Annotated in this window: 20 protein-coding genes, 1 tRNA gene and 2 pseudogenes; 11 read left to right on the forward strand and 12 right to left on the reverse strand. The window is 72.9% G+C overall.

The features are described 5' to 3' along the window. Positions 1 to 55 precede the first annotated feature (55 nt). The 3 genes from ACZ38L_RS03655 to ACZ38L_RS03665 all read right to left on the reverse strand — a co-directional run bounded on the left by ACZ38L_RS03655 (position 56) and on the right by ACZ38L_RS03665 (position 2,590). On the reverse strand, positions 56 to 556 hold the full coding sequence (locus ACZ38L_RS03655) for a SigE family RNA polymerase sigma factor (RefSeq protein WP_465688853.1): 501 nt from the start codon (positions 554 to 556) through the stop codon (positions 56 to 58). Between the two features lie 85 nt (positions 557 to 641). Beyond that, complete coding sequence (locus ACZ38L_RS03660; protein WP_465688855.1) at positions 642 to 1,532, reverse strand: hypothetical protein; 891 nt, start codon at positions 1,530 to 1,532, stop codon at positions 642 to 644. Positions 1,533 to 1,657: 125 nt separating this feature from the next. Then, positions 1,658 to 2,590 carry an NADP-dependent oxidoreductase gene (locus ACZ38L_RS03665; RefSeq protein ID WP_465689107.1) on the reverse strand — a complete coding sequence of 311 codons (933 nt, stop codon included), beginning with the start codon at positions 2,588 to 2,590 and terminating at the stop codon, positions 1,658 to 1,660. An 80-nt stretch (positions 2,591 to 2,670) separates the two neighbouring features. Here ACZ38L_RS03665 and ACZ38L_RS03670 point away from each other — a divergent pair, with 80 nt between their 5' ends. Then, positions 2,671 to 3,627, forward strand: coding sequence for a GlxA family transcriptional regulator (locus ACZ38L_RS03670; protein ID WP_465688857.1), 957 nt, complete (start codon positions 2,671 to 2,673; stop codon positions 3,625 to 3,627). An 8-nt stretch (positions 3,628 to 3,635) separates the two neighbouring features. Here ACZ38L_RS03670 and ACZ38L_RS03675 read toward each other — a convergent pair whose 3' ends face one another. Both ACZ38L_RS03675 and ACZ38L_RS03680 read right to left on the reverse strand, forming a co-directional pair. Then, positions 3,636 to 4,313 (reverse strand): DUF4097 family beta strand repeat-containing protein, encoded by a 678-nt coding sequence (locus tag ACZ38L_RS03675; protein WP_465688859.1) that lies wholly within the window; start codon positions 4,311 to 4,313, stop codon positions 3,636 to 3,638. A 651-nt stretch (positions 4,314 to 4,964) separates the two neighbouring features. Next, a complete protein-coding gene (locus ACZ38L_RS03680; RefSeq protein WP_465688861.1) occupies positions 4,965 to 5,858 on the reverse strand; it encodes a YwqG family protein in 894 nt (297 codons plus the stop codon). A gap of 437 nt (positions 5,859 to 6,295) precedes the next feature. Between ACZ38L_RS03680 and ACZ38L_RS03685 the strand changes: the two genes are divergently transcribed. After that, positions 6,296 to 7,150, forward strand: a complete 855-nt coding sequence (locus ACZ38L_RS03685; protein ID WP_465688863.1) for a hypothetical protein — start codon at positions 6,296 to 6,298, stop codon at positions 7,148 to 7,150. 18 nt (positions 7,151 to 7,168) lie between these two features. Further along, positions 7,169 to 7,264 (forward strand): annotated as a pseudogene (locus tag ACZ38L_RS03690) (hypothetical protein); the annotation flags it as partial. 35 nt (positions 7,265 to 7,299) lie between these two features. Here the strand turns inward: ACZ38L_RS03690 and ACZ38L_RS03695 are convergent. Then, positions 7,300 to 7,644 (reverse strand): transposase family protein, encoded by a 345-nt coding sequence (locus tag ACZ38L_RS03695; RefSeq protein WP_465688865.1) that lies wholly within the window; start codon positions 7,642 to 7,644, stop codon positions 7,300 to 7,302. Positions 7,645 to 7,738: 94 nt separating this feature from the next. Here ACZ38L_RS03695 and ACZ38L_RS03700 point away from each other — a divergent pair. Further along, positions 7,739 to 8,214 (forward strand): annotated as a pseudogene (locus ACZ38L_RS03700) (tyrosine-type recombinase/integrase); the annotation flags it as partial. Between the two features lie 77 nt (positions 8,215 to 8,291). On the opposite strand, the gene ACZ38L_RS03705 reads toward ACZ38L_RS03700, so the two are convergent. Then, positions 8,292 to 8,365 (reverse strand) — tRNA-Pro (locus tag ACZ38L_RS03705). 143 nt (positions 8,366 to 8,508) lie between these two features. Then, the gene (locus ACZ38L_RS03710; RefSeq protein WP_465688867.1) at positions 8,509 to 9,450 is read right to left on the reverse strand and encodes a metallophosphoesterase; all 942 of its coding nucleotides are present in this window, start codon (positions 9,448 to 9,450) and stop codon (positions 8,509 to 8,511) included. A 132-nt stretch (positions 9,451 to 9,582) separates the two neighbouring features. Between ACZ38L_RS03710 and ACZ38L_RS03715 the strand changes: the two genes are divergently transcribed. After that, positions 9,583 to 10,041, forward strand: a complete 459-nt coding sequence (locus ACZ38L_RS03715) for a GatB/YqeY domain-containing protein (protein ID WP_465688869.1) — start codon at positions 9,583 to 9,585, stop codon at positions 10,039 to 10,041. A 73-nt stretch (positions 10,042 to 10,114) separates the two neighbouring features. On the opposite strand, the gene ACZ38L_RS03720 is transcribed toward ACZ38L_RS03715, so the two are convergent. Then, entirely contained in the window at positions 10,115 to 12,532 is a 2,418-nt protein-coding gene (locus ACZ38L_RS03720) for a transglycosylase domain-containing protein (protein ID WP_465688871.1), read from the reverse strand. A 422-nt stretch (positions 12,533 to 12,954) separates the two neighbouring features. Here ACZ38L_RS03720 and ACZ38L_RS03725 point away from each other — a divergent pair, with 422 nt between their 5' ends. Next, complete coding sequence (locus ACZ38L_RS03725; protein ID WP_145905440.1) at positions 12,955 to 13,278, forward strand: WhiB family transcriptional regulator; 324 nt, start codon at positions 12,955 to 12,957, stop codon at positions 13,276 to 13,278. Between the two features lie 16 nt (positions 13,279 to 13,294). Here the strand turns inward: ACZ38L_RS03725 and bagB are convergent, their stop codons facing one another. Both bagB and bagA read right to left on the reverse strand, forming a co-directional pair. Further along, on the reverse strand, positions 13,295 to 14,512 hold the full coding sequence (gene bagB / locus ACZ38L_RS03730; protein ID WP_465688873.1) for an ATPase BagB: 1,218 nt from the start codon (positions 14,510 to 14,512) through the stop codon (positions 13,295 to 13,297). Then, positions 14,509 to 15,579 (reverse strand): ATPase BagA, encoded by a 1,071-nt coding sequence (gene bagA, locus ACZ38L_RS03735; protein WP_396556127.1) that lies wholly within the window; start codon positions 15,577 to 15,579, stop codon positions 14,509 to 14,511. Before bagA ends, bagB begins: the two co-directional genes overlap by 4 nt. Positions 15,580 to 15,760: 181 nt before the next feature. Here bagA and ACZ38L_RS03740 point away from each other — a divergent pair, with 181 nt between their 5' ends. The 5 genes from ACZ38L_RS03740 (at position 15,761) to ACZ38L_RS03760 (ending at position 18,360) form a co-directional block, all read left to right on the forward strand. After that, complete coding sequence (locus ACZ38L_RS03740; protein WP_100889483.1) at positions 15,761 to 15,919, forward strand: DUF4177 domain-containing protein; 159 nt, start codon at positions 15,761 to 15,763, stop codon at positions 15,917 to 15,919. Further along, on the forward strand, positions 15,919 to 16,383 hold the full coding sequence (locus ACZ38L_RS03745) for a RidA family protein (protein WP_465688876.1): 465 nt from the start codon (positions 15,919 to 15,921) through the stop codon (positions 16,381 to 16,383). Before ACZ38L_RS03740 ends, ACZ38L_RS03745 begins: the two co-directional genes overlap by 1 nt. 66 nt (positions 16,384 to 16,449) lie before the next feature. Continuing rightward, a complete protein-coding gene (locus tag ACZ38L_RS03750; RefSeq protein ID WP_465688878.1) occupies positions 16,450 to 17,349 on the forward strand; it encodes an NUDIX hydrolase in 900 nt (299 codons plus the stop codon). Next, positions 17,336 to 17,530 carry a hypothetical protein gene (locus tag ACZ38L_RS03755; RefSeq protein WP_465688880.1) on the forward strand — a complete coding sequence of 65 codons (195 nt, stop codon included), beginning with the start codon at positions 17,336 to 17,338 and terminating at the stop codon, positions 17,528 to 17,530. Before ACZ38L_RS03750 ends, ACZ38L_RS03755 begins: the two co-directional genes overlap by 14 nt. A gap of 8 nt (positions 17,531 to 17,538) precedes the next feature. Beyond that, the gene (locus tag ACZ38L_RS03760) at positions 17,539 to 18,360 is read left to right on the forward strand and encodes an MBL fold metallo-hydrolase (protein WP_396556119.1); all 822 of its coding nucleotides are present in this window, start codon (positions 17,539 to 17,541) and stop codon (positions 18,358 to 18,360) included. A gap of 28 nt (positions 18,361 to 18,388) precedes the next feature. Here the strand turns inward: ACZ38L_RS03760 and ACZ38L_RS03765 are convergent, their stop codons facing one another. Then, positions 18,389 to 19,063, reverse strand: coding sequence for a Crp/Fnr family transcriptional regulator (locus ACZ38L_RS03765; protein WP_030240972.1), 675 nt, complete (start codon positions 19,061 to 19,063; stop codon positions 18,389 to 18,391). Positions 19,064 to 19,082 lie beyond the last annotated feature (19 nt).

The following is a 19,082-nucleotide window of genomic DNA, read 5'->3' on the forward strand; positions in this document are numbered from 1 at the left end:
CCATCCAACCCGATGGGGGCGCGGTGGCGGCAGCCCCCCGGTCGTGCGACGGGGCTCAGCCGAAGAGCAGCTCGCGGTCCGGGCCCAGGTGCTCGCGGAGCACCGCCAGCGAGCGCATGCTCTGCGACTTCACCACCGAGGGGCTCACCCCCAGGATCTCGGCGGTGGTCTCGACACTGTGGTCCTCCCAGTAGCGCAGCAGCACGATCGCCCGGTCCCGTTTGGGCAGCAGCGCGAGCGCGTCCAGCAGGGTGAGCCGGACGGCGGTCGGGTCGGCGGCGCCCGGCCGGTCCGGGAGCTGGTCGGTGGCCAGCTCGCCGCTGCTGCGCAGCCTGCGGTGGTCGAGCAGCGAGTTCAGCAGCACCTTGCGGGCGTACAGGAAGGGGTCCAGCTCAGGACGGCGGCTGATCCGGTTCCAGGCGACGTACATCTTGGTGAGCGTGGTCTGGGTGAGGTCCTGCGCGAGGTGCCAGTCCCGGCACATCAGGTAGGCGATCTGACGCAGGCGGACCGCGCCGGCCTGCGCGAAGGCGGTGAAGTCTGCTTCGTTGCGCACTACTGGGACCCCGATCTGGGCAGGCGGTGGGACGGACGACGAAAGCCGCCGCGACTCCCGGGGACGGGAGCCGCGGCGGACCGGATCAGCTGAACGTGGGCACGCCGCCGTAGCGGGCGTTCGCCTCGGCGACGTACTCGGCGGGCATCGTCGCCGCGAGCGTCGGGTCGCCGGCGATCGCCGCCGCCTGGTCGGCCGTCAGCGCCAGGACCCCGGGCCGGTTGGCGCTGCCGTCCCAGGCGAGGCAGCTTGCCACGCTGATCATGACCACACTGTGGTCGGGGTGCTCGACGGTGACGACCAGGCTCTGCACGCAGTTCCCCGGGAGGGTCAGCACCGAGACCTGCTGTCCCCGGCTGTCCCGGTAGCACGTCGCGCCGCGGGCGCAGAGATCGCTGCCGTCGCCCTTGCCCACGTCCACCCGGATCATCCCGGTGCCGGCCGGGGTGGTCAGGTAGACCTGGGCGCCGGTTTCGGTGATCTCGTTGCCGTTGACGCTCGCGTCGTTGGCGGCGAGGTGGGAGGTGGTGACGCCCTTCGGCAGCAGGTTCAGCAGGGCCTGCAGCACGGCGGCGCCGGTCGCGTCGGCCCCGCCGGCCGCTGCGGCCGGGGCGCCCTGGCTTGCCGAGGGGCTCGCGGTGGGCGTGTCGCCCGCCGTCGGCGTGGGCGTGGGCGTGGGCGTCGGGGCCGGGGACGGCTGGCCGGCGACGACGGACGGTCCGGCCGCCGCACCCAGCTCGCGCGGCCGGGCGGCCGGGTTGAGCGGACCGGTCAGCAGCGCGGTGAGGGTGGCCAGCGCGACCACCGACGCGGCCGCCGTGCTGATCACCCGCAGCCGCCGGATCCGGCGTCCGCGCTGGGCCGCCGCGCCGACCACGTCGCCCAGCGGCGGCGGGGTCAGTGCGAGTAGCTCGTCATCGAGTGCGGTGCGGAATCCGTCGATTCCGTCGATTTCGGTGAAGTCCTCTGACGTCACGTGATGTCCTCTGGTGTCGACCGCACGCCGGCTATGCGGACCCGCTCGTTCGCGGGGCTCTGCCCGATGGGACGGTTCGGGAGGCCGGTTCGGTCGCACTCGCCGAGGTCTTTCTTTCCACGGCCCTACGGGACGGTGAGCACGACCTTGCCGGTCACCCGCCCGGTGTCGCCCAACGCGTGGCCCTTGGCGGCCTGGTCGAGCGGGAAGGTGGCCTCGATCACCGCCCTGAGCCTGTCGGCGGCGAGCAGCTCGCTGATCGCGCGCATGCCCGCCTGGTCGGCCTCGACCAGCAGCGGGTAGGCCCGGATCCCGCGGGCCCCGGCCTGCTCGCACAGGTCCGCGGGGACCTCGCGGAGTGCGATGGAGATCAACTGGCCGCCGGGCTTCAGGATGTCGAGCGAGCGGACGGCCGTCTCGCCGCCCACCGTGTCGAGCACCAGGTCGACCGGGGCGATCCCGGTGAAGTCCTGGGTGCGGTAGTCGATCGGCTCGTCGACGCCGAGTTCGCGCAGCAGCGCGTGCTTGGGGGCGCTGGCGGTGCCGATCACGTGCGCGCCGCGTTCCTTGGCGATCTGCACGGCGAGGTGGCCGACCCCGCCCGCGGCGGCGTGGATCAGGACGCGCTGGCCGGGCCGCACGTCCGCGGCGTCCACCAGGACCTGCCAGGCCGTCAGGGCGGCCAGCGGGATCGCGCCCGCTTGGACGTGGTCGACGTTCGCCGGCTTGCGGACCAGCGCGCGGGCCGGCGCGACCGCGTACTCGGCGAACGAGCCGACGCCGTACGGGTAGGGGAGCATGCCGAAGACCTCGTCGCCGGCCCGGTGGATCGTGACACCGGTGCCGACCGCCTCGACCACCCCGGAGACGTCCCAACCGAGCACCAGCGGCAGGCGGTCGAGGAAGCCGGCGAACCGGCGGTGCTTCCAGTCGGTCGGGTTCATGCCCGCCGCGCGGACGCGCACGAGCACCTCGGAGGGGCCGGGCGACGGCCGGTCGATCTCGACCTCACGCAGGACTTCCGGGCCGCCGTAGCTGTCTTGGCTGATCGCCTTCATCGTGGTCATGCGCCCAGGATGCGTCGGCCGCGAACTGCGGTGACAGTGGCCCGAGGGCCATGATGTGCAAGCATTGGGCCATGCATCGAGTGGTGGTCCTGGCGTTGGACGGGGTCATTCCGTTCGAACTGAGTCTGGCCTCGCGGCTCTTCGGGGTGGCCACCGACTCCGAGCACCGGCCGCTCTACGAGGTCGTCACGTGTTCGGTGGACGGGCGGTCGGTCCGGACCGCCGTCGACTTCTCGATCACCGTCGAGCGCGACGCGTCGGTGCTGGCCGAGGCGGACACCGTGGTGATCCCCGCCTCCGAGGCCTTCACCGAGATCACCGACCGCGCCGCGCTGCCCCGCCGGACGGCCGAGGCGCTGGCGCTGATCAAGCCCGGCACCAGGATCGTGGGGATCTGCGTCGCCACCTTCCTGCTGGCGGCGACCGGCGCGCTGGACGGCCGGGCGGCGACCACCCACTGGTGCCACGCGGGCCTGTTCCAGCGGTGCTACCCGCAGGTCGAACTCGCCGCCGACGTGCTGTTCGTGGACGCCGGCCGGGTGCTGACCTCGGCCGGCGCGGCGGCCGGCATCGACCTGCTGCTGCACGTGATCCGGCAGGACCACGGCAGCGCGATCGCCAACCAGGTGGCCCGGCGCTGCGTCGTCCCCCCGCAGCGGGAGGGCGGCCAGGCGCAGTACGTGGAGCGGCCGGTGCCGCGCCGCTCGGACGTCGGTACCTCGGCCACCCGCGCCTGGGCGACCGACCGGCTGCACGAGCCGCTCCAGCTGGCCGATCTGGCCGGGCACGCGGGCATGAGCCGGCGCACCTTCACCCGTCGCTTCCGGGCCGAGGTCGGGATGAGCCCCGGGCAGTGGCTCACCCAGCAGCGCGTCGACCTGGCCCGGCACCTGCTGGAGAGCAGCGACCTGCCGGTGGGGCGGATCGCCGAGCGGGTCGGCTTCGGCACCGACGCCACCCTGCGGCAGCGCCTGCACGAGGCCATCGGCGTCTCCCCGGGCGCCTACCGCCGCACCTTCCGCGCCTGACGCGCGGCTCAGTCGTCCTCGACGGACACGCCGCCGCCCCCGGTGCGCGCCTCGAGCCGGTGCGTGGAGGCCGGGTCGGTCGTCACCCCGACGGACTGGCTGGTGACGGAGCCGTCCAGGTCCACCGCGTAGGAGCCCTTCGGCACCCGGATCCGCACGCTGCCGCCGCCGCTCTCGGCGTCGACCCGGTCGGGCGTCCGGTCGAGCTGCACGTCGACGCTGCCGCCGGCGGTCTGGGCGGTGACGTCCGTGGCCGCGGGGTCGTGGACGTCGACGGCGCCGCCGCTGGTGTGCGCGTACGTCGTGCCGGACAGCCCCTCGACGCTGATGCTCCCGCCGTCGCTGGTCAGATGGGTCGCGGTGGCCCGGGGGACCTCCAGCCGGTACGACACGTCGCACTTGCTTCCGACGTGTCCGAACCCGCTGGAGCTGCAACCGTTCGCCTGGGGCGTGAGTTCGCCGTCCTGCACGGAGTGCGTGGTGCGCGGCTTGCCGTCCGAGTAGGTGAAGGTCTCCACCACCGTGACCGTGCTCTGCTCGGTGGCGACCACCTCGATGCTGCCGCCCTGGTCATCGACACTGACCGACTTCACCGCGTCCGTCACCTGGTAGCTCTGGGAGTCCGTCTTGCTGGCGAGGACGGAACACCCACTGACCGGACCGGTCGCGGCGACCGCGACGGCCACCGCCCACCTGCCGCCACGGTGCGTCAGTCGAACCCCGAACATTCTGATCCGCCCTGACGGAACGTCACATCAGAAACAACCCTGGAAGGACCCTGACGACCCCCACCCCGCCACCTCTGGGGCGTGCTTCGATCCAGCCCCGGGGATCTGATGGACGCGTGGACATCGACCTGCGAGCCCGGATCTCTCCGACCTCGTCGCCCTCCGCCTCGACACGAACGAACTCCTGGCGTGGACGGTGGGGGGCGGCCAGCTGGCGGCAGGTGATCCTTCGTCCTGCGACTCACCGGACCCGGGGGATCGTTTAAGTCGCGGTGGAGGGCGACGTTCCGCTCGTCCTGAAGGTCTGACCACTCCCGCCTGCGAGGACGTCAGCTGAGCCGCCGTCACCGAGCCGCTCCGCGGCCGGCCGGCGCTGCCCGGGTCGGTGGGGCGGGTGGACGGACCGGAGCAGGGAGCCGCGGCCCTGGGTGCTGGAGTCGACGGTCGCGCCGGAGGCCCGCGGGAGGCCGAGCGGCTGGCGCGGTTCGTCCAGCAGTCGACGCGTCCGTGCCTGATCGAATGCCGCTCTCGCACGTGCCTACGCGCGCGAAGTCGACATCCGACCGCGGCCCGATCCCCGGCGCGAGCCCACCGGCCCGGAGACCCCCGCTAGGAGCAGTCGGAGCGGTGGCTGTAGGGCCGGTCCGGGCAGTGTCGGCAGTCGAAGAGGTAGATGCCGCCCATGTCGCCGAGCATCAGCCCCGGCGGGCGCTGGATCCGGGTGCGCTCCTGGTACGGGAGGTCCCAGACGGTGCCCGTGGCGGGGGTGTCCTCGACGGGGAGCCAGGCCCGCCAGGACTCGCCGTCGAACTCCGCGCTGTTGATCGTGAGCAGGTGCTCCATGCGCTGGCCGCAGGTCGGGCAGTCGGGCCAGGACGGCTCCTGGGTCCACGTCGGGTACCCGCCGACCTTGATGCCGTCGGCCACGGACAGGTGCGACCAGTACGACCACCCGGTCTCCTCCTCCAGCCGGTCGAACCGTCCCTCCAGTGCCTCGGCGACCTCCTCGGGCAGGTCCCAGTTCGGGTAGTCGGCGGTCCTCTCGGGGTGCAGCACGCACGGGTCGGGCAGGTAGTCGTCGTCGGCGCCGATCGGCCGGGGCGGGGTGCCGGGTTCGCCGTCGCAGGTGGAACCGTGCCGCCAGTACAGCTCCGGGCGGGGAACGTAACCGGCCTCGTGGTCGAACGGGCACCACAGCACCTGCAGGACGTCCGTGTCGGCCGGGAAGGGCAGCTCGGGGACGTCGGCGGCGAACAGTTGGAGGACGGGCACCAAGGGGATCGCGCCGGGCTGCGGCGGGGCGAAGGCGGTGTGCGGATGGTCGTCGTCGCAGTGCGGCCAGGGCTGCGACCGCGGCCACAGCAGGGGCCCGCCCACGGAGCTGTCCCGCACGCCCGGATCGCCGGCCCGCGGGTGCAGGCGGACGGTGTCCCTGCGGTACGGCGAGACCTCTGGGAACAGCGTCTCCACGTCGACGGGACGCGGTGGAGTGGTCCGGGCCATGGCGGCTGCTCCTGCGGGTTCGGGGGCGGTTCGCGACGGCGGAACCGCGGCGCCCCGCAGCGTAGCCGCGCCGGACGACACCGCCGTCCCGGGCAGCCGGCGGCATCGCCGGTGGCGCGGGTCACCCCGGAGGGACGGTGACGGCTGGTCGACGGACTGACGGAGTGTCGGGCGGTGATGCCGGAGGGCGGCGGGCGATGCCTCCCGGGCTCGCCCGTGGTGCCGCCAAGGACTCAACCGACCAGGCCACGGCTGCGGCCGGCCGGGCTGCGGACGCCGCCGCGGTGCGGCACAGGCTGCCCAGACCGCGATAGACGCGGCCAACGCGGCCAACGCGGCCAACGCCGCCGCGCGGGCCCCCGCTTCGGCATCAGCCTCAGCGGCTGCCGCTGCCGCCGCTGCTGGCCGCGCCGACGCCCGCGCCTACCAAGCCGCCGGTGCTGCCGCGAAGGACCAGGGCCGGGCGGCCGTTCGCCCGGCAGGCGGCCCAGGACGCACGCGACGCCGCGGCGGGGGCCAGGACCGCCGCCGACGCGGTCGCCAGCACGATGACCGCCCTGAGCGAGGCACTCACGGCGGCTCAGGCAGCCGCCAGCGCGAGCGCGCACGCTGCCGACGCCGCGCAGGCCGGGTCCTTCACCAAGACCGCCGGAGCCCGAGCTCGGCGCGCCGACGCTGCGGCTGCCAAGGCCCGGGCTCTGGCCGTCAGCGCCAACAAGGCCGTCGGCGTGGCCCAGACGCTGGCCATCCAGGCGGCCGTTGCCGCCCAGGACACCCGTGACGCCGCCACGCAGGCGGCCGGCCATGCCGAGGCGGCCGCCGCGGCCGCAGACAGCGCGGCAGCGAGCGGCGGCCAGGCGGCGGACTTCGCCAAGCAGGTGACCGACTTCGCCACCGCGGCCCTCAAGGCCGCTGACACGGCGTCCGCCGCAGCCACCCAGGCCGGCACGGTGGAGGCGACCGTGCGCCAGGCTGAGGCGACGCAACTGCAGGCCGACCAGGTGCAGGCCGTCCAGGCCGCGAAGGACCTGAAGGCCCAGAACGACGACGCCCAGGCGCAGGCTGCAGCCGACCGGGCCCAGACCGTCCAGACGAGCGAGGAGACCGCCAAGCTCCTCGCCGAAGCGGTCGCGCCCGGAGCCGACCAAGGCACCGCAGTTGCCAAGGGTCGCACTGCGGCCCTCCAACTCCTCACCACCAGCGGTCCCTGGACCAGCGTGCGGCCGGGGACGCACTCGCTGGCACACGTACTCCAGCGGCTACGCACCGGCCGGCAGGCCGCAGTGGAGTAGGACAACCGCGCCCAGGTCGCCTACTTGGCTGACAACGGTGCCGACCCAGTGAAGAAGGCCGCCGCCACGGCGCTCACCGGTAGCCCGCAGGAGCAGGCCGCCTTCCTGAGCACCGGCCAGTACACCGTGCAGGATGACGACCTGCGGATTCAGGTGCTCCGCCTGATGAACGACGGCGGTCGGTCGGTGAACGCCGCCGGCAGCAGCATCCGCTCGGCGAAGGTGACCCTCTCGCGGGCGGGGTTCTCGCAGTACAAGCGGTGCACCGACAAGTCGATCACGACTGGGCGTTCGCCCACCGCCTCGTCCGCGACATGCCGCACATGACTCGAATGCACCCAGTCCGACGCCTGCCCGCACCCTGGACACGCTGCCGGGGCGTCATTCCTGGTCCAGGCCGTGATCCGCAGCACGTTCCCGCCGGCCTCCACGCGCTCGACCTGCACCGCGGCCAGCTGCGGCAGCAGGTCCCCCACCGGGACAACACACACCACCAGCCTGCCACCGTCAACCAGTTGACACTACGGGCAAGTTGAAGCGACAGCCGCTACGAAAATCTTGCAAGAGCCGATAGCTATACAAACCCACCCGCCGGTGCTGCCGCACATGGCTGCGTGGCGCTCGGTGCGGGCCGGTGGTGACGCCAAGACCCGGAAGTCCCGGCGCACCATCGCGCTCCCGGCCCGGTGCGTCGAAGCGCTCTGGGATCACTGGGCGGACCAGGGCTGGGACCGGCTCGCGGCCGGCGACATGCGGGAGGAGAACAACCTGGTCCTCCACTCGGCCGTGGGCAAGGAGCTGGATCCGTCCCACGTCCGCCGGGCCTTCCGGACGGCCATCGCGATGGCGGAGGGCCTGACGGCTCAGGAGTGGACGCCCTGTGAGCTGCGTCACGCCTTCGTCTCGCTGCTCTCCGACCGCGGGGTGCCGCTGAGATCTCATGGCTCGTCGGGCACTCCAGCACGGCCGTGACCGAGGAGGTCTACCGGAAGCAGATCCGACCGCCGATCCAGACGGGTGCAGTCGTCATGGATGACCTGGGCCAGCGGGACCCTGAGCGGTAGTCACGCAGTTGGTCACGCAGAACGAGGAAGAGCCCCACCGGATCTCTCCGGCAGGGCCCTTGCCTGCTACTACTGGGTCGGGGTGGCGGGATTTGAACCCACGGCCTCTTCGTCCCGAACGAAGCGCGCTACCAAACTGCGCCACACCCCGGTCTTGCGTTTGTCGCTTCCGTCTCCGTCGCAACGAGTAGAACTCTACCCGACGCAGCTCAGGACACGAAATCCGGTCCTCCGGGGCCCGCGCGGACGGCTCCGGACCGGGGTCGGCCGGGCGTCCGCGCGGTGCGCCCGGGGTCAGGCGCGGGGGGTGAGGGTCATCAGGGTGGCCTCGGGGGGGCAGGCGAAGCGGACCGGGGTGTAGCGGTTGGTGCCGCAGCCGGCCGAGACGTGCAGGTAGGCCTGCTTGCCGCCGGCCCGGTGGCCGGAGAGGCCCTTGACCCGTTTGGCGTCCAGGTCGCAGTTGGTCACCAGAGCGCCGTAGAAGGGGATGCAGAGCTGGCCGCCGTGGGTGTGGCCGGCCAGGATCAGCGGGTAGCCGTCCGCGGTGAAGGCGTCCAGGGTGCGCAGGTAGGGCGCGTGGACCACGCCGATCGAGAGGTCGGCGTCGGCGGCCGGGCCGCCGGCCACGTCCGCGTACCGGTCGCGGCGGATGTGCGGGTCGTCCAACCCGGTGAACTCCAGGTCGAGCCCGCGCAGGGCGAGCCGGCCGCGAGTGTTGGTGAGGTCCAGCCAGCCGGCCGCGTCGAAGCCGTCGCGCAGCTTCTTCCACGGGTTGTGGACGGCGCCGGTGATGCCGCGCCGCCCGGTGCCGTCGGCGTTGTTCAGCCCGTGGTTGCCGGTGCTCAGCGCCTTCAGGTAGCGGGTGGGGCTCTTCCGGGCCGGGCCGTAGTAGTCGTTCGACCCGAAGACGTACACCCCGGGGAACTCCATCAGCGGCCCGAGCGCGTCCAGCGCGGACGGCACGCCGAGCGGGTCGGAGAGGTTGTCGCCGGTGTTCACCACCAGGTCCGGGCGGAGTCCGGCCAGGCTCTGCAGCCAGCGCTGCTTCTTCCGCTGCCCGGTCACCATGTGGATGTCCGATACCTGGAGCACCCGGAGGGGCTTGGCCCCCTTCGGCAGGACCGGGATCTCCACCCGGCGGAGCCGGAAGGAGCGGACCTCGTACCCGGCGGAGTAGGCGAGGCAGGCGGCGCCGGTGGCGGCGATTCCGAGCGGAACGGAGTACAGCTTTCGCATCGGTCCATGGTCGCAGACGGCCGCGGAGCGGGTGAACCCGCGCCCCGCCCCGCTCGCCCGGCCGGCGCCGCCTGACGGTCGGTCGGTCGAAATTGGACGGCGTTCGGGCAGCCCAGCTGAGAGACTCGCGGCATGACAACGCTCAAGGAGCGGCTGCGGGACGATCTCACGGCCGCGATCAAGGCTCGGGACGAGCTGCGCTCGTCCACCCTCCGGTTGACCCTGGCCGCCGTCACCGGTGCCGAGGTGGCGGGGACCACCAAGCGCGAGCTCTCCGACGCGGAGGTGCTCCAGGTGGTCGAGGGCGAGGCGAAGAAGCGCCGGGACGCGGCCGCCGCCTTCGAGACCGCGGGCCGGGCCGAGTCCGCCGCGCGCGAGCGGGCTGAGGGGGAGGTGCTCGCCGAGTACCTGCCCCGGCAGCTCAGTGACGAGGAGCTGGCGGCGATCGTGGCCGCGGCCGTCGCGGAGAGCGGGGCGAGCGGGCCGCAGGGGATGGGCGCCGTGATGAAGATCGTCCGGCCCAAGGTGGCCGGGGTGGCCGAGGGCGGCCGGGTGGCCGCCGCGGTGCGCGCCGCGCTGGGCGCCCAGTAGCTCGGCCAGCGGGCCGGCCGACGGCACCGTGCCCCCGACCCGCCCGGGTCGGGGGCACGGTCGTCCGTGGCCCTCAGTGCCGCCGGGGCTGGCCGGCGCCGCCGATGCCGTAACCGGGGACGCCGGCCGGCCAGCTGTAACCGCCACCGCCGTTCCCGCGGCCGGTGGCGGCCGGTGCCGGCGGCGCCGGGTTGACGGCCGGCGGACCGGGCGCCGCCGGCGGGTTCGGCGCGGCCGGAGTCGCGGGCGCCGGCGGGTGGGGTGCCGCCGGGGCGGCGGAGGCCGCCGGAGCCTGGCCGGGGGCGCCCTGGTTGCCCTGGCCCTGACCTTGGTTCTGGCCCTGGCCCTGGTTCTGGCCGGGACCGGCCGCCGGCGCGCTCGGCAGGTTGACCAGCTGGAAGTTCTGCTGCGGGGTCCCGGCGACCGACTCGCTCATCGCCTGCTGCCAGATCGGCCCCGGCCCGGTGGCGCCGTACACGCCGGCCGGGAAGTTCTGCCCGCCGATCTTGATGCTCTGGTCCATCTTGACCCCGCCCTCGGGCCCGCCCAGCCAGACCACCCCGACCAGGTCGGGGGTGTAGCCGTCGAACCAGGCGGCCCGCCGTTCGTCGGTGGTCCCGGTCTTGCCGGCGATCATGCGGCCGTCGCTCAGGGAGAGCGCGCCGCCGGTGCCGCCCTTCTCGGTCACCCCCTTGAGCAGGGTGTTGATCCCGTCCGCGGTGCTCTGCTGCATGGCCTGGCCGCAGTTGGCCTTCGGGACCGGCAGTTGCCTGCCGTCCAGCCCGGTGACCGAGCTGATCGCGACCGGCGCGCAGTAGACACCGCGGGAGGCGAAGGTGGCGTAGACGCCCGCCATGTCCAGCGGGCTCATCTCCTCGGTGCCGAGCACGATGGCCGGCACCTCCTCCAGTGGCGCGCCGCTGGCCTTGGCCTTGATGCCGACCTTGTTGGCCATCTGCCGGATCGGGCAGAGGCCGATGTCCGCCTCCAACTGCACGAAGTAGGTGTTGACCGACCGGGCCATCGCCTCCGGCATGGCCATCGGCCCCACTTCCTGCGGTGTGTCGTTGGCCACGTTGCTGTGCAGCAGGTTCTTCCAGGTGCCCTCGCAGGTGCTCACGTTCGGGTAGGGCATCTGGGCCGGCGCCGGGTACTGCTGGTTGATCGGCGTGCCGCCCTCCAGCGCCGCCGCGGCCAGGATGGGCTTGAAGGTCGAGCCCGGCTGGAACCCGTTGCCGCCGCCCATCGCCGCGTCCACGTTGAGGTTCACCACGGTCTGGTGCTTGGTGGCGTCCAGGCCGTACGGCCGGGTCTGCGCCATCGCGAGGATCTCGCCGGTGCCGGGCTTGAGCATGGTCATCGCCGCCGAGACCGAGTCACTGGCGTTGACCTTGGTGGTCACCGCCTTGTTGACGGCGGCCTGCTTGGCCGGGTCGATGGTGGTGTAGATCTTCAGCCCGCCGTCGGTCCACAGCTTGTTCCGCTCGGCCGCCGTCCTGCCGAAGGCGGGGTCGCCCTTGACCACGTGCCGGACGTAGTCGCAGAAGAAGCCCATGCCGTTGCCGGCCGTGATGCAGCCGTTCAGCGGCTCGTGGTAGCTCAGGTCGAGCGGGGTGGCCAGCGCGTCCTTGGCCTGTTGGGGGGTGATGTGGTGGTACTCCAGCATCTTGTCGATCACGGTGTCCCGGCGGGCCTGGGCGGCCTTCGGGTGCAGCAGCGGGTCGTAGGCCGAGGGGTTCTGCACCAGCCCGGCCAGCAGCGCGGCCTCGGGGATGGTCACGTCCTTGTTGCTCTTGCCGAAGTAGCGTTGGGAGGCGGCCTCGACGCCGTACGCCTGGTGGCCGTAGAAGGTGATGTTGAGGTAGTTGGTGAGGATCTGGTCCTTCGACAGGTCCTCCTCCAGCTTCATGGCGTACTTCAGTTCTTTGATCTTGCGGCCCAGGCTCTTCTTGGTGGCCTCCAGGAACGCCGCCTGGTCGTCGCCCGCCTCCTCGACGAAGACGTTCTTGACGTACTGCTGGGTCAGCGTCGAGGCGCCCTGGGAGGCCGAGTCCGAGGAGGCGTTCTTGCCGATCGCGCGCAGCACGCCCTTGGGGTCGATCGCACCGTGCTGGAAGAACCGGTTGTCCTCGATGTCGACCTGGGCCTGACGCATGATCGGCGACATCTGGTCCTTGGTCAGGATGGTCCGGTCGCGGTCGAAGACCTTGGCGATCTGGTTGCCCTTGGCGTCGTAGATGAAGGAGGCCTGGGAGAGGGTCGGGGTCTTGAAGTCGTCGGGGATGCTGTCGAAGCCCTCGGCGCCGGTCTTCGCGGCGACCCCGAGCGCGCCGATGGCGGGCAGGGCGAGGCCGGCCAGCAGGATGCCGGACAGGATGCTGATCCCCAGGAACTTGACGCCCTCGCCGACCAGCTCGGCGGTGGAGTCGTCCTCCCGCCGGAGCCAGGACCGACCGGGGCGCTGTGGTGCTGTGGAGCGCTTCGGTGCCATGGGACGGACTGTACGTCTCGGAAACCCGCCCATCGGGGCAGGCGTTCGCCTACGCTTGTCACAGGATTCGGTCAGCCTTGCTCTGCGTATTGCTGAGACTCTTGTGAGTGTTGAGAGTTGTCCGAATTGACGGGGTATGAGATGCCCGGCACGGCTCATCAGGGCGTGTCGCCCGGCTGGCGCCGATGGCATCGGTTGCACTGCGTGACGAGAGGTGTCACCCGAGTTCTCGCAAGGGCTGCGACCTGCGATCACTCCAACGAGTGATCTGGTCGGCACCCATAGTCCGATCGGGTCATTCGAGATTGGGCCCAGGGGGGCTGTTGCGCCTCGCCAATCTTCCGTAACGTCCTCAACTGGCAGCGGTGAATATGCCGTTGCCGCCGTGGGGGAGCCTCGATTCGGGAGAGGACGGCGCCGGCATGGGCTGGGTAGACGACTGGAGTGCGCAGGCTGCCTGCCGCACGAGCGATCCGGACGAGCTTTTCGTCCAAGGGGCGGCGCAGAACCGCGCCAAGGCCGTGTGCAGCGGGTGCCCGGTGCGCACCGAGTGCCTGGCGGACGCCCTCGACAACCGGGTCGAGTTCGGAGTCTGGGGAGGGATGACGGAGCGCGAGCGCCGGGCGCTGTTGCGCCGCCGCCCGACGGTGATCTCCTGGCGGCGCCTGCTGGAGACCGCCCGCACGGAGTACGAGGAGTCCCTCGCCACCGGTGTGATCCTCTCGGACTACGCGCAGGCGGGCTGAACCGCCGTCCGGCGGACTACGGTTCGGGGGAATCCGTGGTCGGCGCGGGTTCGCCGCTCAGCCGGCGGCCGATCAGCCGCAGCCCGTCCAGATCGTGCACGTCACCCGCCAGCGCGGGCACCTCGACGATCGGCACGTCCGGGTAGACCGACACGAAGCGGTCCCGGGTGCGCCGCTCCCGGGCCATCACCTCGACCCGCTCGGCGTGCAGCCGGAGCAGTCCGGCCGCCAGCGCGTCCGCCCTGGCCGTCCCGTCCTCGGTCCCGTTCTCCTCCAGCGCCTGTGCCGCCGCCAGCGCGCGCTCGGCGGTCAGCTGCGGAGCCCCGGTGCCGTGCACCCGGTTGAGCACCAGGCCCGCCAGCGGCATCTCGTCCTCGGCCAGCCGGTCCACGAAGTACGCGGCCTCCCGCAGCGCGTCCCGCTCCGGCGCGGCGACCACCAGGAACGCCGTGCCCTCCGCCTTGAGCAGCTGGTACGTCCGGTCCGCGCGTTCCCGGAAGCCGCCGAACATCGAGTCCATGGCGGCCACGAAGGTCTGCAGGTCGGTCAGCAGCTGGGCGCCGAAGATCTTGCCGAGGGTACCGGTCAGCAGGCCCATCCCGACGTTGAGGAACTTCATCGCGCTCCGGCCGCCGACCTTGGCCGGCGCCATCAGCACCCGGATGATCTTCCCGTCCAGGAAGGAGCCGAGCCGGTTGGGCGCGTCCAGGAAGTCCAGCGCCGACCGGGACGGCGGGGTGTCGACCACGATCAGGTCCCACTCGCCGGTGGAGCGCAGCTGGCCGAGTTTCTCCATCGCCATGTACTCCTGCGTCCCCGCGAAGCCCGCCGAGAGCGACTGGTAGAACGGGTTCTCCAGGATCGCCCGGGCCCGCTCCGGGTCGGCGTGGGCCAGCACGACCTCGTCGAAGGTCCGCTTCATGTCCAGCATCATGGCGTGCAGTTCGCCCGGGCCGTCCGGACCGGCCGCGCCCTTGACCGGCCGCGGGGTGTTGTCCAGTTCGGTCAGGCCCATCGACTGGGCCAGCCGGCGGGCCGGGTCGATGGTCAGCACGACGGTGCGCCGCCCGCGCTCGGCGGCCCGCAGCCCGATCGCGGCGGCCGTGGTGGTCTTGCCCACCCCGCCGGAGCCGCAGCAGACGATGATCCGGGTCGTCGGGTCGTCGATCAGCCGGTCGACCGCCAGCTCGGCTCCGCGTCCGTCCGGCTGCGCCGTCGTGCCCCGCCCGCTCATGCCGCCCCCTGCCGCTTCAGCTCGCCCGCCAATCGGTACAGCCCGCCGAGGTCCACGCCCCCGCTGAGCAGCGGCAGCTCGTAGCCCGGCAGCTTCAGCGCGGCCAGGTCGGCCCGCTGCTCGTGCTCCAGCGACACCCGCTCGGCGTGCTCGCGGGCCTGCGCCAGCAGTGGGTCGAGCAGCGGGTCGACCGCCGTCCGCTTCGTCGCCGCGGTCCGCGAGCGCCCGCCGAGACCGGCCTCCACCAGGGCCAGTGCGACCTCCTCGCGGTGGTCCCCGTGCGCCGCCTCGACCGCCGCCGCGTCCAGCACCGGCGGTCGCACCATGTTCACCAGCACCCCGCCGGCCGGCAGCCCGGCCGCCCGCAGCTCCGCGAAGCCGTCGACGGTCTCCTGCACCGGCATCTCCTCCAGCAGGGTGACCAGGTGCACCGCCGTCTCCGGCGACTTCAACACGCCCATCACCGCCTGGGCCTGGCTGTGTATCGGCCCGAACCTGGCCAGCCCGGCCACCTCGGAGTTGACGTTCAGGAACCTGGTGAGCCGTCCGGTCGGTGGGGCGTCCATCACCACCGCGTCGTACGCCCGGCGGCCGTCCGGTCCCTTGCGGCGGGCGGCCTCGCAGGCCTTGCCGGTCAGCAGGACGTCCCGCACCCCCGGCGCGATGGTGGTCGCGAAGTCGACGAAACCGACCTTCTGCAGCGCCTTTCCGGCCCGGCCGAGCTTGTAGAACATGTCGAGGTACTCCAGCAGCGCCTGCTCGGGGTCGATCGCCAGCGCGAACACCTCGCCGGTCGCCCGGCCCGGGAGGCCCAGCCGGGCCGGCGAGACGGCGGCGACCTTGCGCTCCTCGTACGGCAGCGCGGCGATGCCGAACAGCTCGGCGATCCCCTGCCGGCCCTCGACCTCGATCAGCAGGGTCCGCCGTCCCTCCGCGGCCAGGGCCAGCGCGAGCGCCGCGGCGACCGTGGTCTTGCCGGTGCCCCCCTTGCCGCTGACCACGTGCAGCCGGACCCCCTCCCAGTCGGGTCCGCCGGGTGCGTCGGTGGGCTCCTCGGTACCTGCCACGCTCCGTCTCCGTCCGCTCGGGGCTCTCAGGCTTACGACTCCAGGGTGCCCTCCTCGCCGAGGGTAACCAGCGGCCGGGTCCGATGCCGGGAGCATCCGGGGGCCCGGGCCGATTCTCGCCCGCTTTGTGTCCCACCTCACATCGGACTGACCGGCTCCCCGACCGTCTAGAGTCACCCCCATGACCAAGTGGGAATACGTAACCGTGCCGCTGCTCGTCCATGCCACCAAGCAGATCCTGGACACCTGGGGCGAGGACGGCTGGGAGCTGGTCCAGGTCGTGCCCGGCCCGAACAACCCGGAGCAGCTGGTGGCCTACCTCAAGCGGGAGAAGAACTGATGAGCAAGGTCGAGAGCCGGCTGGCCGACCTCGGTCTCGAGCTGCCGGCGGTCGCCGCGCCGGTCGCCGCGTACGTCCCGGCCATCCGGTCGGGGGAGTACGTCTTCACCTCCGGTCAGTTGCCGATGGTGGCGGGCAAGCTGGAGAACACCGGCAAGGTCGGCGGCGAGGTGACCCCCGAGGAGGCCAAGGCGCTGGCGCAGATCTGCGCGCTGAACGCGCTGGCCGCCGTGAAGTCGGTGATCGGCGACCTGGACAAGGTCGAGCAGGTCGTCAAGGTGGTCGGTTTCGTCGCCTCGGAGCCGGACTTCACCGGCCAGCCGGGCGTCATCAACGGCGCCAGCGAGCTGCTGGGCAAGGTGCTCGGCGACGCCGGGGTGCACGCCCGTAGCGCGGTCGGTGTCGCGGTGCTGCCGCTGGACGCCCCGGTCGAGGTCGAGATCCAGGTCCGGGTCCGGGCCTGACCCCACATCCGCCGCCGCCCGGCCGGGGCTGTTCACGGCCGGGCCCGGGTGCATAGCATCCGCTACATGGCTGCGAACCTCCCTGGCCCGGCCCCGGCCGCCCACCCCATGCCCCCCGGCTGGCCCGCCCGGATCCGGGCGCTGGCGGCCGGCGAGCTGACCCCGGTGGTGCCGCGCCCGGCCGCCACCGTGGTGCTGCTGCGGGACGGCGAGGCCGGCCCGCAGGCCTACCTGCTCCGCCGGCGCAGCTCGATGGCGTTCGCCGCCGGGATGTACGCCTACCCGGGCGGCGGGGTGGACCCGCGGGACGCCGAGGCGTCGCCCGGCTGGGCCGGTCCGAGCCCGGAGGTGTGGGCCGCGCGACTCGGGGTGGACCCGGCGACGGCGCAGGCGGTGGTCTGCGCGGCGGTCCGGGAGACCTTCGAGGAGGCCGGCGTGCTGCTGGCCGGCCCGGACCCGCACAGCATCGCCCCGGCGCGCGACTGGGCCGCCGAGCGGGCCGCTCTGGAGGCACACGAACTCTCCTTCGCCGACTTCTGCCGCGAGCAGGGCCTGGTCCTGCGCAGCGACCTGCTGGGTGGCTGGGCCCGCTGGGTGACCCCGGCCTTCGAGGAGCGGCGCTACGACACCTGGTTCTTCGTCGCCGCACTGCCGCCCGGCCAGCGCGCCGCCCGCGACGTCGGCGAGGCGGACCGGGTGGCCTGGCTGAGCCCGGCGGAGGCGGTCCGCGGCTACGGCGAGGGCCGCTACGGGATGCTGCCGCCGACCGTCTCGGTGCTGCGCGAGCTGCTGCCGGTCCGGACGGCGCGGCAGGCGCTGGAGGCGGCCGCGGCGCGCACCCTGACCCCCGTGCTCGGCGAGGCCGAGCTGCGCGGTGATCGAATGACCGTCCGGTGGTCAGGGTATGAAGAGCTGACCATCGATGGACACTATCCCGAGGAAGGACCTGCCGATGATCCACGATGAGGTGGCTCGCCGCGCCGTGCGCGAACTCCCGGCCAGGCTCCTGGCGCCCCGCCGGCTCGGCTCCGAGAGCCGGGTCCGGTTGGCCGAGGAGAGCCCCCGCGCGCTGGTCCGTGACCTCGACCCCCGCCCGCTGACCCGGCGCGCCGAGCGCGGCCGGCTCGACACCCCCGCCTCCTGGTAAGGATCACGGTGACCGGTCTGCTGCCCGGAAACCCCGCCGACACCGTCGGCGGGGCGGCCACCGCGCGGGCGCACTGCGTCCTCGCACCCAACCCGTCCCCGATGACGCTGGACGGCACCAACACCTGGCTGCTCTCCGAGCCCGGCTCCGAGCTGGCCGTGGTGGTCGACCCCGGGCCGCTGGACGAGGGCCACCTGCGGTCGGTCATCGACACCGCCGAGCGGCAGGGCAAGCGGATCGCGCTGACCCTGCTCACCCACGGCCACCACGACCACGCCGAGGGCGCGACCCGGTTCGCCGAGCTGACCGGGACCAAGGTGCGCGCGCTCGACCCGGCGCTGCGGCTCGGCGACGAGGGCCTGCGCGGGGGCCAGACCATCGCGGTCGGCGGCCTGGAGCTGCGGGTGGTCGCCACCCCCGGCCACACCGCCGACTCGCTCACCTTCCACCTGCCGGCCGAGGGCGCGATCCTGACCGGCGACACCGTGCTCGGCCGGGGCACCACGATGGTGGCCCACCCGGACGGGGTGCTCGGCGACTACCTGGACTCGCTGCGCCGGCTGCGCACGCTGGCCGCCGAGCACGGGGTGCGGACCGTGCTGCCCGGCCACGGACCGGTGCTGGCGGACGCGCTGGGCACGGTGGAGTACTACCTGGCGCACCGGGCCGCCCGGCTGGCCCAGGTGGAGACCGCGGTGGAGGACGGCTGCCGGACCGCGGACCAGGTGGTGGCCCGGGTCTACGCCGACGTCGACCGGGCGCTCTGGCCGGCCGCCAAGCTCTCCGTCCAGGCGCAGCTGCAGTACCTGGAGGACCACGGACTCATCTGAGTCCGTGGTCCTCGGGGGTGGTGCCGGGTCAGCGCGACCGGCGGGACAGCCGCTCGACGTCCATCAGCACCACCGCGCGGGCCTCCAGCTTGAGCCAGCCACGCCCGGCGAAGTCGGCCAGCGCCTTGTTGACCGTCTCCCGGGAGGCGCCGACCAGCTGGGCCAGCTCCTCCTGGGTGAGGTCGTGGGCGACGTGGATGCCCTCCTCGGACTGCACGCCGAAGCGGCGCGACAGGTCCAGCAGCGCCTTGGCCACCCGGCCCGGCACGTCGGAGAAGACCAGGTCGGACATCACGTCGTTGGTCCGGCGCAGCCGGCGGGCGATGGCGCGCAGCAGCGCGATGGAGACCTCGGGCCGGGCGTGCAGCCAGGGCTGCAGGTCGCCGTGGCCCAGGCCGAGCAGCTTGACTTCGGTCAGCGCGCTGGCCGTGGCGGTACGCGGTCCGGGATCGAAGAGCGACAGCTCGCCGATCATCTCGCTGGGGCCGAGCACCGCGAGCATGTTCTCGCGGCCGTCCGGCGAGGCGCGGTGCAGCTTGACCTTGCCCTCGGCGACCACGTAGAGCCGGTCGCCCGGGTCGCCCTCGTGGAACAGCGACTCTCCACGGGCGAGGGTCACCTCGGTCATGGAAGCGCGCAGCTCGCCGGCCTGTTCGTCGTCGAGAGCCGCGAAGAGCGCGGCGCGCCGCAGAACGTCGTCCACGTGCTTCCTCCTTCTCGGC

The sequence above is a fragment of the Kitasatospora sp. NPDC024654 genome (genome assembly GCF_055559155.1).

Coding starts and splice junctions, on each gene's coding strand:
- ACZ38L_RS03665 (WP_465689107.1), bottom strand. CDS start 2,590: ATGAAGGCGATCAGCCAAGACAGCTACGGCGGCCCGGAAGTCCTGCGT.
- ACZ38L_RS03670 (WP_465688857.1), top strand. CDS start 2,671: ATGCATCGAGTGGTGGTCCTGGCGTTGGACGGGGTCATTCCGTTCGAA.
- ACZ38L_RS03680 (WP_465688861.1), bottom strand. CDS start 5,858: ATGGCCCGGACCACTCCACCGCGTCCCGTCGACGTGGAGACGCTGTTC.
- ACZ38L_RS03710 (WP_465688867.1), bottom strand. CDS start 9,450: ATGCGAAAGCTGTACTCCGTTCCGCTCGGAATCGCCGCCACCGGCGCC.
- ACZ38L_RS03715 (WP_465688869.1), top strand. CDS start 9,583: ATGACAACGCTCAAGGAGCGGCTGCGGGACGATCTCACGGCCGCGATC.
- ACZ38L_RS03720 (WP_465688871.1), bottom strand. CDS start 12,532: ATGGCACCGAAGCGCTCCACAGCACCACAGCGCCCCGGTCGGTCCTGG.
- ACZ38L_RS03725 (WP_145905440.1), top strand. CDS start 12,955: ATGGGCTGGGTAGACGACTGGAGTGCGCAGGCTGCCTGCCGCACGAGC.
- bagB (WP_465688873.1), bottom strand. CDS start 14,512: ATGAGCGGGCGGGGCACGACGGCGCAGCCGGACGGACGCGGAGCCGAG.
- ACZ38L_RS03740 (WP_100889483.1), top strand. CDS start 15,761: ATGACCAAGTGGGAATACGTAACCGTGCCGCTGCTCGTCCATGCCACC.
- ACZ38L_RS03745 (WP_465688876.1), top strand. CDS start 15,919: ATGAGCAAGGTCGAGAGCCGGCTGGCCGACCTCGGTCTCGAGCTGCCG.
- ACZ38L_RS03750 (WP_465688878.1), top strand. CDS start 16,450: ATGGCTGCGAACCTCCCTGGCCCGGCCCCGGCCGCCCACCCCATGCCC.
- ACZ38L_RS03755 (WP_465688880.1), top strand. CDS start 17,336: ATGATCCACGATGAGGTGGCTCGCCGCGCCGTGCGCGAACTCCCGGCC.